This is a genomic window from Gilliamella mensalis, from assembly GCF_900103085.1.
Taxonomy (GTDB): Bacteria; Pseudomonadota; Gammaproteobacteria; order Enterobacterales; family Orbaceae; genus Gilliamella; species Gilliamella mensalis.
In genome coordinates this window covers 156,877-173,143 of record NZ_FMWR01000003.1, presented here as the reverse complement: position 1 = coordinate 173,143, position 16,267 = coordinate 156,877, and the positions used below count along the sequence as shown (strand labels likewise).

Below are 16,267 nucleotides of genomic sequence, written 5' to 3'. Positions count from 1 at the left end.
GTGCCGCCAGACTTTTAAATTTTATATATACATACCAAATTCGGTGGAGCGGTAGTTCAGTTGGTTAGAATACCTGCCTGTCACGCAGGGGGTCGCGGGTTCGAGCCCCGTCCGTTCCGCCACCTTTATTTAGGGGCGTAGTTCAATTGGTAGAGCACCGGTCTCCAAAACCGGGTGTTGGGAGTTCGAGACTCTCCGCCCCTGCCAAAAAAAATGATAATTTGTTCTAATTTTAGTCATTTAGCCATTTTCATCTATATAAATAAAAGAATTTTGTTTACAGATTAACTTAGTCAATTATAATTCTCGCCCGAATACTTTTACAATCTAGAGGATAGAACATGGCTGAGAGTTTTGTAAGTCAACAACGTTTTTTTGATAATAAAAATTATCCAAGAGGATTTTCCCGCCATGGGGATTTTACTATTAAAGAAGCTTTGATTTTAGAAAAACATGGTTGTGCTTTTAAAGATCTTGATGCAGAAACCAGAACTCCATCTACTGCAGAAGAAAAATCATTTGTAGCTGTTTGCAAAGGTAAAAAAGAACCATCTACAGATTTTGAAAAAACATGGTTGAAGTATCTTTCTCGTATAAATAAACCAAAACGGTTTCATACATTATCAGGCGGAAAACCACAAGTTGATGTGACTGATGATTTTGTAGATAGTGATGACTAATTCTTTTAACCGATATTTTTGTGTAATTGAATTAGTAATCGATCCATAGAGCGATAACTCAATGCTTCTGAAATGTGTTTTCGTTCTATGTTTTTTGACAAATCTAAATCAGCAATTGTGCGTGATACTTTCAATATTCGATGCCATGCCCTAGCAGAGAGTCCTAATTTTATTAACGCTTGCTCTAAATATTCGTTATTTTCATTTGATAACTGACAATAGCATTGAATTTCTTTTGTACTTAACTGACTATTTAATTTATTGTTTCTTTTAAATTGAATTTTTCTCGCCTGTAAAACTCGTTGTTTTACTGTTTCAGTTGATTCTGATTGAGTGGCATTTTGACTCAGTGTACCTTTAGGTAATAAAGGTACTTCAATAGAAATATCGAACCTATCAAGAAACGGTCCTGAAAGTCGATTTAAATAGCGTATTGTTTGTTGCGGTGTTGTTCTATTATGTGTTCCTTGATAATGCCCTGTTGGACTTGGATTCATTGCAGCTATTAATTGAAACTTTGCAGGAAATTTTATTTTTGCGTTTGCTCTAGAAATGATAATTTCACCCGATTCAATCGGTTCTCTCAAAGCATCTAATACCTTTCGATTAAATTCAGGTAATTCATCTAAAAATAATACCCCATTATGTGCTAGTGAAATTTCTCCCGGTTTAGGTATCGATCCTCCGCCAACCAGTGCAGCGGTTGATGCACTATGGTGAGGAGATCTAAAAGGTCTTTTGCGCCAGTTTTTAATTGAGCCATTTGGACTAACTAAACTAGTTATTGCAGCACTTTCAAGTGCCTCTTCATCAGACAGTTGGGGTAATAAAGATGTTAAGCGAGTTGCTAACATCGTTTTTCCTGTGCCAGGAGGACCAATTAATAATAAATTATGACCACCTGCAGCTGCAATTTCTAATGCTCGTTTTGCATGTTCCTGTCCGATTATATCTTGTAGATTAGCCGAATTATTATCAATATCATAATATTCACGATATTGAACTGTTGGTAAATCAATTTCTTTGGATAAATACTGACATAACTCTAATAAGCTACTAGTAATCAATGTATTATTTTGATTAATTAAAGATATCTCAGATTGGTTTTCAGCCGAAATTATTAAGGTACGCTTTTTCTTTTTAGAAGAAATTGCAGCAGGAATAGCGCCTTTTACCGCTCTGATATTTCCTGACAAGGCTAATTCACCCAAAAATTCATAATGCAATAAATTATCTGTTGGAATTTGTTCTGTTGCAGCAAGAATAGCAATCGCTATTGGTAAATCAAAGCGGCTTCCTTCTTTGGGTAGATCTGCTGGAGATAAGTTAACTGTTATCTTTTTAGCTGGAAAGGTAAAACCGCTATTAATAATGGCACTTCTAACTCGATCTTTAGCCTCTTTAACAGTTGCTTCAGGCAGGCCAACTAAGACAAAGCCTGGCAAGCCATTACTAATATGAACTTCAACGTTTATTAAGGGCGCTTGTATTCCAATAGATGCTCGCGTATAAATAATTGCAAGTGACATAATTTCTAATTATTAACATGTTGATTTGTATTCTTATAATATTAGAAAATATCGAGCAACCCATTAATACCATTTTATTAATGGGATACAAAACGCAATAAATAATTCAATTTTGCAATGATTTCAATTCTTTTTATTTAAAATTAGTTTTGAAATAAGTAGTGATATAAAAAACAGACAAGTATTACTTAATACTATTGATGGACCAGTTGGCGTGTCGTAAATAAATGAAAATATCAATCCAGCAATAACTGATAACATACCTATTATTATTGCAACTAATGCCATTGTTTCGGGGTTTTTCGAATAATATTTGGCTGTTGCGGCTGGAATAATAAGCAAAGATGTAATAATCAGGGCTCCGACAAATTTCATCGATAGACCTATTGTTAACGCTAACAATAGCGTCAAAAGTAATCTTATGATCTGTATATTAATACCATGGCTAAAAGCTAATTCTTCACTCACAGTAATGAATAAAATGTTATTCCATTGCCAACACAGTAAAGAGCCAATAAGTGCTACACCAATAGTAATTTGATAAAGATCTGAGTATGTTACTGATAACAGATCACCAAATAAGTATCCCATTAAATCAATCCGAATATTGTTCATTAAACTAATTACTACTAAGCCAAGTGATAATGCACTATGAGCTAAAATACCAAGTAAAGTATCAATGGGAAGTTGTTTTTGAGCTTCTAACCAAATTAATCCTAAAGCGAGTAACAAAGTCATAAAAATGACAGCATAAAATAAATTGATATTTAGTAAAAAACCAAATGCGATACCAAGTAAAGCGGCATGAGATAATGTATCGCCAAAATAAGACATTCTACGCCAAACAACGAAAGTACCTAAAGGGCCTGTTATGCTAGTTAAGCATAATCCAGCTAATAAAGATGGTAATAGTAACTCAATCATTATTTTTCCTTCCATAACCAGGTAAAACAATAGCCTTATTTTGCTCAATAGGGGATTTGCAACAATCATGTTGGTGAGTGTGATGGTGTTTATAAACAGCAATTTGTGATGCCCCGTATTGACCAAAAAGAGAAATAAACTCGGGGTCATTAGAAACAATTGCTGGCGTACCAGAACAACAGATATGATGATTTAAACAGATTACTTCATCTGTTTTTGCCATGACCAAATGAAGATCATGAGATACCATTAATACACCACAATTAAACTGATTTTTTGCATCAGTAATTAAATCATATAACAGTACTTGGCCATTGACATCTACGCCTTGAGTTGGTTCATCAAGAATCAATAATTGAGGTTTCTTTGCTAAGGCTTGAGCTAGTAAAACACGCTGTAATTCACCTCCCGATAATTGATGCATCGATTTATTGAGCAAATATTCAGCTTTTACCATAGATAATATATTAAGTATATCTTCGTTATTTAATTGCTTATTTAAGCGCATAAAACGTTTAACTGTAATAGGTAGTGTTGAATTTAAGTTGATTGATTGTGGCACATAGCCAATTGTTAAATTGGGTGAACGCTTGATTGTTCCTGAAGTATACGGAATTAATCCCAAAATGACTTTTACTAAGGTTGATTTACCGGCACCATTAGGTCCAAGTAATGTAATGATTTGATTAAGATGTATTGCTAATGAAATGTCATATAATATTTTTTGATGGTCACTTTCCACCGAAATATTATCAAGCGAAATTAGAGGTGTCATATTGTCAAAAGCCTTGCCCATAAATATGTTATGTTATATTATAACAATAATTAGTTCTATTCTATCATATTTTATAAATATAGGATAATGGTGTGAAAAAATATATTATACGAAATAGTCAACAATTAGCTTCTTTTTTAATGTTATTTTGTTTACTAATTTTTATTCAGAGTATCGTTAATTATGCTAACGCAAAAATTATTTCGTCTGTAAAACCAATAGGGTTTATCGCTGAAGCAATTGCTTCAGGAGTGAGCGATACTGATATTTTACTTCCTGATGGTGCATCCCCTCACACCTATTATTTAAAGCCATCTGATTTAGCTAAACTTAAAGCTGCTGTACTTGTGATTTGGGTTGGTGAAGATATGGAAGCTTTTATGCCAACAATCCTAAAAAATATTGATAAGCAAAAGCAAATCGAATTAATGACAATACCAGAGATTAAAGGATTGCTTCGTACTAGCCATGAGGATGAAGATAACCATTCTCATGATGAGTCTATTCAAGATCATCACCAGCATGGTGAATATGATGAGCATATTTGGCTTTCCCCCAAAATTGCTAAGATTATTGCGCAGTCAATTCATGATAGACTTATTACACTATATCCAGACAAAAGTGCATTGATTGATCAAAATTTGCGCGAATTCAACATTAAACTTGCAGAAACAGAACAAAACATTGCAAAAAAACTAATTACCGTACAAAATAGAGGTTATTTTGTGTTTCATGATGCTTATGGCTACTTTGAAACACAGTTCGGATTAAAAAAACTAGGAAGTTTTACTATAAATCCAGCAGTTCAGCCTGGTGTTCAAAAGGTTTATGCGATTCAACAAGAGCTCAAAGAACACAAAGCAGTATGCGTATTTCGTGAGCCACAGTTTAGCCCTGCAGTTATCGAAAAATTAGTGGATGGAACAGATGTTCGAATTGGTGAATTAAATCCATTAGGAACAGGTATCGTTCTTTCAAAAGATTCATATTCACAATTTTTATTAAAATTAACACAGCAACTGTTGGATTGTTTAGATAAAAATTAGTTTTAGTAATAAATAGTTAAGGTTAATTTTGGCAAGACAAATAAAATCCCCTGATATTGAAAAAAATAATTTTAACATTCCCTATTTTTCAATATTAGGTGTTCTTTTTGTTGTTATTTTATTTACCATTTTATGGCGTCCACTAAATTTGGATCGCACTGTTTATGTCCCTTTAACTCCTCAGGTTGAAACTACTGTAAATAATAACTCCAATTCCCTTGCTGATGATGGCAGAGTGGAGATAGTCAATGGAAAAACAGCTACCGTTACTGAATCATCAGATGTTCCTGAAGATGAGATTGTTAAAGATGAATTAGATGACATCGTTGATGATAAAGACAATACCGTACAATATACTATTGTGCGTGGTGATACTTTGCATGATATCTTAATACGCTATAATGTTAATCGAAATGATATTTATCAGTTAACGACTAAATTTAAACAACTGGCAAATTTAAGAATAGGTCAACAGATTAGTTGGACAACTGATGATAATCATAATTTGCAAACTTTTAGTTGGACAATATCAAGCAATAATATTCGAATCTATGAAAAATCAGGCGTTGAATTTGTAGAAAGTTCCGAAATAGCTGAAGTTGTGCCACAAAATATTGTTATAAAAGGGGACATTAAATCTAGTTTTGTGGCTGATGCTCGCAAAAGTGGGCTGACCAGTAATGAAATTGGTATTATTACTCGTGCTTTACAGTGGCGTTTAGATTTTCGTCGATTACAAGTTGGGGATAAATTTTCAGTTGTTTTAACACGAGAAATGCATGGTAAAAGTTTATCCAATAGTCAGTTACTAGGTGTTCGTGTTAAAAATGGAACCAAAGATTATTATGCTATTTTAGCTGATGATGGTACATATTATGACATTGACGGTAATAGCTTATCCCAAAGCTTTTTCCGTTATCCTTTAGCAAAAAAAGCACGTGTTTCTTCTGAATTTAATCCACGTCGTTTGCACCCGGTTACAGGACAAATAGCCCCTCATAATGGTGTTGATTTTGCAGTATCGCGTGGAACACCTGTATTATCAGTTGGTAATGGTGAAGTGGTAATTGCAAAGTATAGTGGTTCGGCAGGTAACTATATTGCTATCAGGCATGGTCGTCAGTATATGACCACTTATATGCACTTGGATAAAATTTTAGTCAAACCAGGGCAACAAGTTAAGCAAGGCGATCAAATTGGGCTATCAGGAAATACAGGACGTTCTACTGGGCCTCATTTGCACTTTGAATTACACATTAATAATAAGCCTGTTAATCCGTTAACGGCAAGCTTGCCTATCTCGGAAGGATTAACTGGTAAGTCGAAAAAAGCATTCTTATCAAAAGTTAAAAGTATTAGCTCACAGCTAAATTTTTAAATTTATATATTTTTCTATAGTTAAACACCTACTTACCTGAAACTTTTTTACAAAAAGAAGGGCGAGGTTCCTTAAAGAAATTATGTTATCATAAGTTAATTTTATTGAATAATAAATGTTAGGTGCAGTTTGAAAACATCAACTAAAACAGTCAAAAAACGATCTTCTAAAAGGACTAAAAAAAATAAAAAGCCTACACTTTGTCGAAGATTTTTGACATTACTATTTAAGTTATTTCTTGTCTTTGCATCTGTAACCATTATTTATGGTGTCTATCTTGATCAACAAATCAAAGAGCGGATTGATGGGAATGTGTGGGAGTTGCCCGCTGCAGTTTATGGACAAATTATAGATCTGGAGCCCGATAGTGAATATAGCTTAAATGATGTAGTGACACTGTTAGTTGGTGCGCAATATCGTCAGCAAGATACTAAAGCGACTCGACCAGGTGAATTTATTGTAAGTAATGATACGGTTGAAGTTTATCGTCGGCCTTTTACTTTTCCTGATGGTGAAGAGCAAGCGTTTAGAGTCAGAATCACTTTTTATGAAAATCGTATCGATCGTATTACTAATCTAGAGACGGGACGTGATTTTGGATTGCTTAAAATTGATCCTAAATTAATTACTATGATGCATTCTCCAAATGGCGAGCAACGGTTATTTGTTCCATTAAAGGAGTTTCCCGATTCGTTGTTACAAACATTAGTTGCAACGGAAGACAAACGTTTTTATGATCATCATGGTGTAAGCCTATATTCTATAGGACGCGCTATTTTTGTTAATTTAACAACAGGTCGTACCGAAGGTGGCAGTACTTTAACTCAGCAAACGGTCAAAAATCTTTTTTTAACTAATGAACGAAGTTTGAGACGAAAAATACGTGAAGCTTATATGGCATTGATTTTGGATGCTCGTTATAGCAAAGAACGTATTTTAGAATTGTATTTAAATGAAGTTTATTTAGGACAAGCAGGTAGTGAAGAGATTCATGGTTTTCCATTAGCTAGTCTTTACTATTTTGGTCGTCCAGTGAATGAACTTACATTGGATCAGCAAGCAGTACTAGTTGGTATGGTAAAAGGTGCTTCGTTATATAATCCTTGGACACAGCCAAAACAAGTTATTGAACGTCGTAATGTGGTTTTAAAACTTGCTCAGCAGCAAGGTATTATTGATAATGAGTTGTATAACTTATTAAGTCAGCGCTCACTATCAGTTTTACCCAAAGGGGGGGTGATTTCACCACAACCAGCATTTATGCAAGTTGTGCGTAGTGAACTTCGAAAACAGTTAGGTGATAAAGCAGATCATCTGTCTGGTATGAAAATTTTTACTACCTTTGATCCTGTGGCTCAATCCGCTGCGGAGCAAGCGGTCACTAACGAGATTGAGAAACTGCGTACTTCAACCAATAAAGAATTACAGACAGCAATGGTGATTGTCAGTCGTGAAACTGGGGAAATTCGCTCAATTATTGGTAGCGCTGAACCTCGTTATCCAGGTTATAACCGAGCTTGGTTAACTCAACGAGCTATTGGTTCATTAGCTAAACCGTCAACTTATTTAACCGCACTTGGACAACCTGATCATTACCAACTTAATACTTGGCTTAATGATAATCCTTTATCAATTAAGCTTGATGGTGGGGGTTATTGGGAACCGAAAAACTATGATCGTAAATTTCGCGATCGGGTTATGCTAGTGGACGCCTTGGCGCTTTCACTTAATGTACCTACTGTTAATTTAGGTATGGCATTGGGTCTTGATGCAACAAAGAATACGTTACAAGCATTGGGCGTACCCACAGAGCGGATACCTAATTTACCATCAAGGCTACTTGGTGCTTTAGAATTAACACCATTAGAGACCGCACAGATGTTTCAAACGATAACTAATAAGGGTCAACGTTCTCCACTTTCTATTTTAAGATATGTATTGACGGATAAAGGTGAGCTAGTTTATCAAAGTTATCCACAACAGCTTCAGGCAGTATCTCAACAATCAGCTTATTTAACTACTTATGCTATGCAACAAGTGGTTAATTCAGGGACATCTCGTTCATTAAAAGCTAAATATGGTGCGTTTAATTTAGCGGCTAAGACTGGAACAAGTAATGATTCTCGTGATAGTTGGTTTGCAGGGATTGACGGTAAAAATGTTGCTGTTATTTGGATTGGTTTAGATGATCATTCCCCAATGAAATTGACCGGTGCAACTGGCGCCTTAAAAATTTATAGCGAATATTTACAAAATAATCCTCCAAAGAAATTAGTACTGCCTCTACCTCAAAATATTTTTATGGTACCTATTGATAGTGATGGGCAGTGGCAATGTGATGGAAGTGGTATTCGATCTTTACCTGTATGGACGATTAATCCTCAAAGTTTATGTGCTGGCAATAAGTCAGTGCCTGCTCGGCAAGCACCAACTTGGGTTACAGACCTATTGAATAATTAGGAGAGAAGAATATGCCTGAATTACCGGAAGTTGAAACAAGTCGTCGAGGTATTTTACCGTATTTAAAGGGACAGATTATAGATAAAATTATTGTTCGACAGCCTAAATTACGCTGGCCAGTTGATAGTGCTATAAGTAATGTGAACGGGCAAGTTATTGTAGATATAAAACGGCGTGCAAAATATTTATTATTACAGTTATCTAATAATTGGATCGTGATTCATCTAGGCATGTCAGGTAGTTTACGTATTTTACAAAATCCACAAAAAGCAGAGAAACATGATCATATTGATCTAATCTTAGAAAATGGTGTTATTTTACGTTATACCGATCCTAGACGTTTTGGATCTTGGCTTTGGGCAAATTCATTAGACGAAATATCTCAATTACAACATTTGGGACCAGAGCCTTTAAGTAATGAATTTTCAGCGAAATATCTGTTTGAAAAAGCCAGAAATCGACAAGTTCCTATTAAAAGCTGGATTATGGATAACCATATTGTGGTTGGAGTCGGTAATATTTACGCTTCTGAATCGTTATTTATGGCAAAAATCAACCCTAATCGTAAAGTAAACTCCTTACAATTAAATGAATTTGAAAGATTGGTTGCTTCTATTAAGCAAGTTCTTACCAAATCAATTGAACAAGGTGGAACTACACTCAAAGATTTTCTTCAGTCTAATGGTAAACCAGGATATTTTGCGCAGGAGCTACAAGTTTATGGGCGGGGCGGTGAACAATGCCTAAGTTGTGGTACAGAAATAAAATCACAAAAAATAGGACAGCGTAATACTTTTTATTGTGAATATTGCCAAAAATAGTGATAACTATTTAGCCAAACTTATTACTTTTGGTTAGTCGCTAAAAACTTTTTAATATCTTGAATATATCTCATCCATATCTTGGGTAAAAAATATCTTATGAAACTCTTTAAACCTTATTTAAATAGGATTAGTATAAGTAGCTATATTTAGGATAATTATTTTATTACCACTTGGATTATTTATATAATAAAACCATTAATATTACGAAAATTTTTTATTTTAAAGACTATAGACTTGTTACCGTATATCGGCTATCTTTTTCGCTGTAAAATTATTTATGTCTTGTAGAATTTAATATATGAGGTTAATTAGCGACAGTATGTTAATTTTTAAATGCTTTATTTTCTGGTATGTATGAGTTTATGTTTAGTTCAATTCAATGTGTCTTGTTTTTATTAAGGAATTTAAGATGATCAAATTTGCTTCTCGCTTTTTGACAACTTGTTTTATTTTATTGTTTACTACGATGGCGAATTCTGAAGTCAGAATTATTATTACCGATGGCGTGAATTCGGCTAAACCTATAGCTGTTACTCCTTTTAAGTGGACTGGCGGTGGAGAGCCACCACAAATCATTGAAGATATAATTGCTTCTGATTTACGTAATAGCGGTAAGTTCAATCCTATTGATGTTAATCAAATGCCTCAAAAACCGACCACTGCTTCAGAGGTGACCCCTTCTGTATGGAACAATCTTGGTGTTTCAGCTGTTGTAGTTGGTTCAATTCAACCCGATGCATCCGGAAAATACCTTATAAATTATCAATTAGTTGATACAGTCAACCGTCCTGGTACCGTTCTGGCACAAAACCAATTTTCTATTGAAAAACGCTGGGTTCGTTATGCGGCGCATACTGCTAGTGATGAAATCTTTGAATCACTAACAGGTATTAAAGGTGCATTTAGAACCCGAATTGCTTATGTTGTTAAAACAACCTCCGGTCCTTTTTCGCACGAATTAAGAGTATCTGATTATGATGGTTATGATCAAATCACTGTTCACCGTTCTAAAGAACCGTTAATGTCTCCTACTTGGTCTCCAGATGGTAAAAAGTTGGCCTATGTGACTTTTGAGGGAGGTCACTCTGCATTGGTTTTAAAAACATTAGAGAGTGGTGCGGTTCAAACAATTGCTGCTTTTCCTCAACATAATGGCGCTCCGGCATTTTCTCCAGACGGTAGTAAATTAGCTTTTGCTTTATCTAAAGGTGGAAGCTTAAATTTATATATGATGGAGTTAAGTAGCAAAAAAATTACACAAATTACTTCTAGTCGTAGTAATGATACAGAACCGTCTTGGATGCCGGATAATCAAACTATTGTTTACACATCTGATCAAGCGGGTCGTCCACAATTATATAGTATCAACATCAATACTGGTGAATCACAGAGAGTGACTTGGGATAATACGCAAAATCAGAATGCTCGAGTAGCACCAGATGGTTCTTTTATTGCTATGATCTCAACTAACAATGGTGAACAACATATTACTCGATATGATATGGATACAAAAACCTATCAACGTTTAACTGATACTTTCTTAGATGAAACGCCAAGTATTGCACCAAACGGTACGATGATCATTTATAGTTCATCACAAGGATTAGGTACAATTTTGAACCTTGTATCTACCGACGGTAATTTTAAAGCAAGGTTGCCTGCAACTGATGGACAAGTGAAATTCCCAGCATGGTCGCCATATTTATAATAAGAGATTGAAATTTATGCAATATTGTAATGATTAAAATTGTGTAAAGCATCGGGTCGTTATAATATATACCTCTAATCTTTCGTGGTGGTAACTTGCGTTACTTTGAAGATGGTTAGATATATAGGTTATAATTTATTAGAAAAAAGGAGTTAATACAATGCAATTTTCTAAATTTCTTAAAGTAGCTGCGGTTGCTTTACCGTTAATTGCTGTAACTGCATGTTCTTCTAACAGCAGCAGTAACATCGGCGGTAATTTAAATGGTACTTTATCAAAAGAAGCTTTAGAGCAAATTCAAAAATTACAACAAACCAATACAGTATATTTTGATTTTGATAAATATAATGTTAAATCTGAATATGAAACATTATTAAATGCGCACGCTGTATTTATTCGTGCAAATAACGTAAAAGTTATTATCGAAGGTCATGCCGATGAACGTGGTACTCCAGAATATAATATCGCATTAGGTGAACGTCGTGCTGCTGCAGTAAAATCATACCTACAAGGTAATGGTGTTTCTGCAAGCCAAATGGAAATTGTTTCTTATGGTAAAGAAAAACCAGCTGTATTAGGTCATGACGAAGAAGCTTACGCTAAAAATCGTCGCGCAATAGTAACCTATGCTGGATATTAATGGCATTTTATAACGGCTGATTATTCAGCCGTTTTTTTATTTTCTAAAGTTCACGCCGAGTCTAATAATATGCATAAAAAAATACTCACATTGTTCTTATTTCTTACATTGGCTGGTTATGGTTGTGCTGCAGGTAGTTCTGAAATAGATCGTACAGTTCAGGCTCAAGGACAATTATTGATTGAAAACCAACAAAAAATTAGTGATTTACAAGCGGATGTCGATACCCTACGCGGTCAGCTAGAAGAAACAAGATATCAACTTAATCAGACAATTGAACGCCAAAAAATGATTTTTCAACAAATGGGCAACGGTTCTGGATTTTCATCAACTACTCGTTTTGATTCACAACAAGATAGTTTATCCCAATCTGTTGATACTACGCCGTCAGCATCTTCCTCAAATTTGTCTGGATGGACAACTTCAGGTGATGATAAAGCCGATTATAATTTTATAATGCAGTTTATTAATGACAGTACAAAAAATAATGAGACTATTGCTGCGTTTCAAAAGTATCTAAAAAACTACCCAAAGTCTAAGTACCGAGCTAATGCTAATTATTGGCTTGGTCAACTTTCATATAAACAAAACAGAAAAGACGATGCCTCATTTTATTACGCAACTGTAGTAAAAGATTTTCCATCATCTCCGAAAGCTGCTGATAGCCTTTATAAAGTAGGATTAATTTTACTTGATAAAGGAGATACTAAAAAAGCTAAAACTGTTTTCCAACAAGTGATAAATAAATATCCAAAAGATAAGAATGCAGTTGCTCTTGCTAATAAAAAATTAGCATCATTAAAGTAAAGTGTATAAATAACCAGCTGTTAAATAAAAATGACAATAAAAGGGTTGCGTAGTGCTCTAATTATAAGTATTATACCAACCCGAAATCGCTTGTAGCTTTGATTGTTAAGAGTATAGCGATTCTTATCAAATGGGTCGTTAGCTCAGTCGGTAGAGCAGCGGACTTTTAATCCGTTGGTCGAGCGTTCGAATCGCTCACGACCCACCATTTATATCATAAATCTTCACTACTTCATTTTTAGCTAATAATATTTTAACGTTTGAACCATGACAAAGTAAATTATTACATTTATCAGTATGCTTCAAAGGAAGAAAAGGGAGATATCTCCCCATTTTTTAATGTTATTTAACTTTGGCAGCTAATTCGATAATTTTCATCGTTACTTCAAAAGATTTAAGAAATGATGATAATGGTAAAAACTCAAAACACGAATGAAAGTTATGTGCACCAGTAAAGTAATTTGGGGTGGTAAGACCTCTAGCAGAAAGTGCTGAACCATCTGTTCCTCCCCGCATAGCTATCGTATTTGGCTGAATATTAAGTTGCTCAAATGATTGATAAATTAAATCAATACAGCGACGATCATTACCTAGATAGTTAGCTATATTGCTATAAATATCAGTAATTTTACACTTAATTTTAGCCCTTGGATATTTTCGACTAATAAAGCTCACAACTTCTTGAATATAAGCTTTACGTGCTTCATATTTAGTTAAATCAAAGTCACGAATACTCATTTTTAATGTTGTGGTACTTTGATTGCCAACAATATCATTAAACCAAAAATAACCTTCTTTACCTTCGGTATGTTCAGGTGTTTCGAAACTATCAAAACAGTTAATAATATCATTAGCTACACAGATAGGGTTGATTAAAACATTTTTTGCCGACATTGGATGAGCCGATACACCTGTAATCTCAATGGTTGCAGAGCCAGCATTGAAAGTTTCATAAACGACTTCACCTAGTTCACAACAATCGATTGTATAAGCAAAATCAGGTTTAAAACGATTTAAATCAAGTTTTTTAGCACCATTTAAGCCTACTTCTTCATCAGGTACAAATGCCACATAAATATCGCCATGAGTACAATTTTGTTGTTGTAATTGATCTAACATGGTCATTACAATTGCAATGGCGGCTTTATTATCAGCCCCAAGAACACTTGTACCATCCGTCACAATCAATTCATCATTAAGATACTTATTCAATTCGGGATGTTCATCAACTTTAAACCAGATATTTTTATCTTTATTCAACAGGATATCTTGACCGGTAAAGGTCACTCTCTGTGGGTTAATTTGATCTGATAAGGCAACATCGACCGTATCAAGATGGGCAACATAACCAATTTTCGGTGCATTTGGATTATTGCCTGGTAGTTTAGCTGTTACAATACTATGCTCATCAAGGTGAACATCTTGTAAATTAAGTTCGATCAACTCTTGTTTGAGTAATTTGGCTAATTCTGTTTGCCCTGGGGTTGATGGGACATGCGCACATCCAAGAGCACTTTGACTTGGTATACTTACATAACGTAAAAAACGCTCAACTAATTGTTCGGTAATATTCATCATACTTTGACTCCTTATGGTGACTAATAATTTACAGGTGGATAGACATAACCACTGTCAAAACCGATTGGTAAACCTAAGAACCAAAAGAGTAATAAATTGACCGTTAATGCAATAAGCAGTGCAATGGTATAAGGAATCATCATCGAACTTAATGTCCCCACTCCAGTGTTTTTACAGTATTGTTGGCAATAAGCAATAATCAAAGGATAAAAAGCAAACATAGGTGTACTGACATTGACTGCTGAACTGATACGGTAAGCTGCTTGCGTTAATTCTGGTGAGATGCCAACTGACATAAGCATGGGTACAAAAATCGGTGCTAATATGGCCCATTTAGACGATGCAGAGGTAATTAACACATTTAACATGCTCGTTATAATTATCACTCCAAAGATTGTGACTACTGAAGGCAGATGCAATGCTTTTAAAAACTCCGCGCCGCCAATCGCAATTAATGTTCCAATTTGTGAGTGAGAAAAGACATATAGAAATTGTGCACAAAAGAACGCAAAAACAATAAATGGAATAAGAGATTTAGTGATGTTCTCCATCGCTTTGACAATATCGCGTGATGATTTAAATGCTCCGGTTATAAAACCGTGTATTAAACCAGGAATGGCGAAAAATACAAACAATAGTGGCACAATAATTTGCATAATTGGTGCTTTATTGCTTGTCATACTTCCATCAGGCGCACGTAATAAAGAGTTTTCTGGTAATAATAATAAAACCAAACCAATAGCAATTGCTAAAAAGACAATTGAAGCGACTTTAAATGCACGGTTCTCAACCGGTGTGATCGCTGGCGAATTGGCAATATTATCTAACTTTAAATCATTATTTAAAGGCATGGTTGCATTTAAACGAGGTTCGACGATTTTATCGGTAACAAACCAGCAAGCTAACAATACAAAAAAGGTACCACCAAAGCTCAAGAAATAGTTACAAAGTACATTGACTTGATAAGCAGGATCGATAATTTGTGCAGCACTTTGGGTAAATCCTTGCATAATTGGATCGATAATTGATGGCGTATAACTTGAACTAAATCCCCCAGCTAAGCCTGCAAATGAAGCCGCAATCCCTGCTAGTGGATGGCGCCCGATTGCATAAAACATCATTGCTGATACAGGCATTAAAATCACATAAGCAGAGTCAGCCGCAATATGGCAAACCATACTGACAAAAATAACCGATGGTGTGACTAATTTTTTAGGGGTGATAGCTAGTAATTTTTTAAGTAACACATGGATATAACCACTACTTTCAGCAATACCAATACCTAATGTTGCCACAATTGTGATGCCAAGTGGTGGAAAAGAGACAAAATTTGGCACCATCTTGGTAAAAAAAGTGACAAGATGATCGGGGGCCAGCATATTGACAACAACCAGTTTGCCTTGCGTAACAGGATTAATAAAATTAAAGCTGACAAAAGAGAGTAATGAAGAAGCAACAAAACAGATGATTAAAGCATAAAAAAACAGTGTGGTTACATCGGGGATCTTATTTCCAATTCGTTCAATAGTATTTAGAAAGCCACCCGTTCTTATTGGTGACGGATTAGTTGTTTGATTCATAATAAAATTAGCTTAAATATTGTTCGGAAAAACAATGTAGCATAGATCGATCATGCAGGCAAACATGGCTTTTAGCTATTGTTTTGTTCAGATTGTCACTTAACTTGCAACTTTTTTATATTATTTTTATTTATATGATCACGTAATTTTGAATTTTCGTTAATGTGCATAATATTTAATATTTCGATAGTGTAAAAATCACACTATCGATCGTACTTGTCCTACATAATTTTAATTAATTATCAAAAAGCGCGCTTCATAAAAGATTTTAATACAAGATTGCATAAAAAAATTATTAGTATATTGTAGTGAATATTAATTCATAAAAAGAGAATAAA

General features: G+C 34.6%; 12 protein-coding genes, 3 tRNA genes and 1 pseudogene. 11 read left to right on the top strand and 5 right to left on the bottom strand.

The features are described from left to right. The first annotated feature begins 45 nt into the window (after window positions 1–45). The 3 genes from BQ5209_RS02210 to BQ5209_RS02200 all read left to right on the top strand — a co-directional run bounded on the left by BQ5209_RS02210 (window position 46) and on the right by BQ5209_RS02200 (window position 680). Window positions 46–122 (top strand) — tRNA-Asp (locus BQ5209_RS02210). A 9-nt stretch (window positions 123–131) separates the two neighbouring features. Then, window positions 132–207 (top strand) — tRNA-Trp (locus BQ5209_RS02205). Between the two features lie 134 nt (window positions 208–341). Beyond that, a complete protein-coding gene (locus BQ5209_RS02200; protein WP_085246933.1) occupies window positions 342–680 on the top strand; it encodes a MaoP family protein in 339 nt (112 codons plus the stop codon). A 5-nt stretch (window positions 681–685) separates the two neighbouring features. Here the strand turns inward: BQ5209_RS02200 and BQ5209_RS02195 are convergent, their stop codons facing one another. From BQ5209_RS02195 to znuC, 3 genes are all read right to left on the bottom strand, one after another. Next, complete coding sequence (locus tag BQ5209_RS02195; RefSeq protein WP_085246932.1) at window positions 686–2,209, bottom strand: YifB family Mg chelatase-like AAA ATPase; 1,524 nt, start codon at window positions 2,207–2,209, stop codon at window positions 686–688. A 123-nt stretch (window positions 2,210–2,332) separates the two neighbouring features. Beyond that, on the bottom strand, window positions 2,333–3,133 hold the full coding sequence (znuB, locus tag BQ5209_RS02190; protein WP_085246931.1) for a zinc ABC transporter permease subunit ZnuB: 801 nt from the start codon (window positions 3,131–3,133) through the stop codon (window positions 2,333–2,335). Next, the gene (gene znuC / locus BQ5209_RS02185) at window positions 3,126–3,908 is read right to left on the bottom strand and encodes a zinc ABC transporter ATP-binding protein ZnuC (RefSeq protein WP_085246930.1); all 783 of its coding nucleotides are present in this window, start codon (window positions 3,906–3,908) and stop codon (window positions 3,126–3,128) included. Before znuC ends, znuB begins: the two co-directional genes overlap by 8 nt. A 104-nt stretch (window positions 3,909–4,012) precedes the next feature. Between znuC and znuA the strand changes: the two genes are divergently transcribed. From znuA to BQ5209_RS02145, 8 genes and pseudogenes are all read left to right on the top strand, one after another. Then, complete coding sequence (gene znuA / locus BQ5209_RS02180; RefSeq protein WP_085246949.1) at window positions 4,013–4,954, top strand: zinc ABC transporter substrate-binding protein ZnuA; 942 nt, start codon at window positions 4,013–4,015, stop codon at window positions 4,952–4,954. A 28-nt stretch (window positions 4,955–4,982) separates the two neighbouring features. After that, complete coding sequence (mepM, locus tag BQ5209_RS02175) at window positions 4,983–6,332, top strand: murein DD-endopeptidase MepM (protein WP_085246929.1); 1,350 nt, start codon at window positions 4,983–4,985, stop codon at window positions 6,330–6,332. A gap of 171 nt (window positions 6,333–6,503) precedes the next feature. After that, window positions 6,504–8,792, top strand: a pseudogene (gene mrcB, locus BQ5209_RS02170) (bifunctional glycosyl transferase/transpeptidase); the annotation flags it as partial. Window positions 8,793–8,803: 11 nt separating this feature from the next. Further along, window positions 8,804–9,613: a bifunctional DNA-formamidopyrimidine glycosylase/DNA-(apurinic or apyrimidinic site) lyase gene (gene mutM, locus BQ5209_RS02165; RefSeq protein WP_085246927.1), complete on the top strand. Its 810-nt coding sequence runs from the start codon at window positions 8,804–8,806 to the stop codon at window positions 9,611–9,613. Window positions 9,614–10,028: 415 nt separating this feature from the next. Then, complete coding sequence (gene tolB, locus BQ5209_RS02160; protein ID WP_085246948.1) at window positions 10,029–11,324, top strand: Tol-Pal system beta propeller repeat protein TolB; 1,296 nt, start codon at window positions 10,029–10,031, stop codon at window positions 11,322–11,324. Window positions 11,325–11,484: 160 nt separating this feature from the next. Further along, the gene (pal, locus tag BQ5209_RS02155; RefSeq protein WP_085246926.1) at window positions 11,485–11,964 is read left to right on the top strand and encodes a peptidoglycan-associated lipoprotein Pal; all 480 of its coding nucleotides are present in this window, start codon (window positions 11,485–11,487) and stop codon (window positions 11,962–11,964) included. 69 nt (window positions 11,965–12,033) lie between these two features. After that, on the top strand, window positions 12,034–12,771 hold the full coding sequence (ybgF, locus tag BQ5209_RS02150; RefSeq protein WP_085246925.1) for a tol-pal system protein YbgF: 738 nt from the start codon (window positions 12,034–12,036) through the stop codon (window positions 12,769–12,771). 132 nt (window positions 12,772–12,903) lie between these two features. Then, window positions 12,904–12,979 (top strand) — tRNA-Lys (locus BQ5209_RS02145). A gap of 134 nt (window positions 12,980–13,113) precedes the next feature. On the opposite strand, the gene pepT is transcribed toward BQ5209_RS02145, so the two are convergent. Both pepT and BQ5209_RS02135 read right to left on the bottom strand, forming a co-directional pair. Beyond that, window positions 13,114–14,346 (bottom strand): peptidase T, encoded by a 1,233-nt coding sequence (gene pepT / locus BQ5209_RS02140; protein WP_085246947.1) that lies wholly within the window; start codon window positions 14,344–14,346, stop codon window positions 13,114–13,116. A gap of 23 nt (window positions 14,347–14,369) precedes the next feature. Further along, window positions 14,370–15,929, bottom strand: coding sequence for an AbgT family transporter (locus BQ5209_RS02135; protein ID WP_085246924.1), 1,560 nt, complete (start codon window positions 15,927–15,929; stop codon window positions 14,370–14,372). Between the last annotated feature and the right edge of the window lie 338 nt (window positions 15,930–16,267).

Excerpts from the sequence above, each read along its gene's own strand:
- BQ5209_RS02195 (WP_085246932.1), bottom strand. The coding sequence starts at position 2,209 with ATGTCACTTGCAATTATTTATACGCGAGCATCTATTGGAATACAAGCG.
- ybgF (WP_085246925.1), top strand. The coding sequence starts at position 12,034 with ATGCATAAAAAAATACTCACATTGTTCTTATTTCTTACATTGGCTGGT.
- BQ5209_RS02200 (WP_085246933.1), top strand. The coding sequence starts at position 342 with ATGGCTGAGAGTTTTGTAAGTCAACAACGTTTTTTTGATAATAAAAAT.
- BQ5209_RS02135 (WP_085246924.1), bottom strand. The coding sequence starts at position 15,929 with ATGAATCAAACAACTAATCCGTCACCAATAAGAACGGGTGGCTTTCTA.
- znuC (WP_085246930.1), bottom strand. The coding sequence starts at position 3,908 with ATGACACCTCTAATTTCGCTTGATAATATTTCGGTGGAAAGTGACCAT.
- pepT (WP_085246947.1), bottom strand. The coding sequence starts at position 14,346 with ATGAATATTACCGAACAATTAGTTGAGCGTTTTTTACGTTATGTAAGT.
- pal (WP_085246926.1), top strand. The coding sequence starts at position 11,485 with ATGCAATTTTCTAAATTTCTTAAAGTAGCTGCGGTTGCTTTACCGTTA.
- znuB (WP_085246931.1), bottom strand. The coding sequence starts at position 3,133 with ATGATTGAGTTACTATTACCATCTTTATTAGCTGGATTATGCTTAACT.
- mutM (WP_085246927.1), top strand. The coding sequence starts at position 8,804 with ATGCCTGAATTACCGGAAGTTGAAACAAGTCGTCGAGGTATTTTACCG.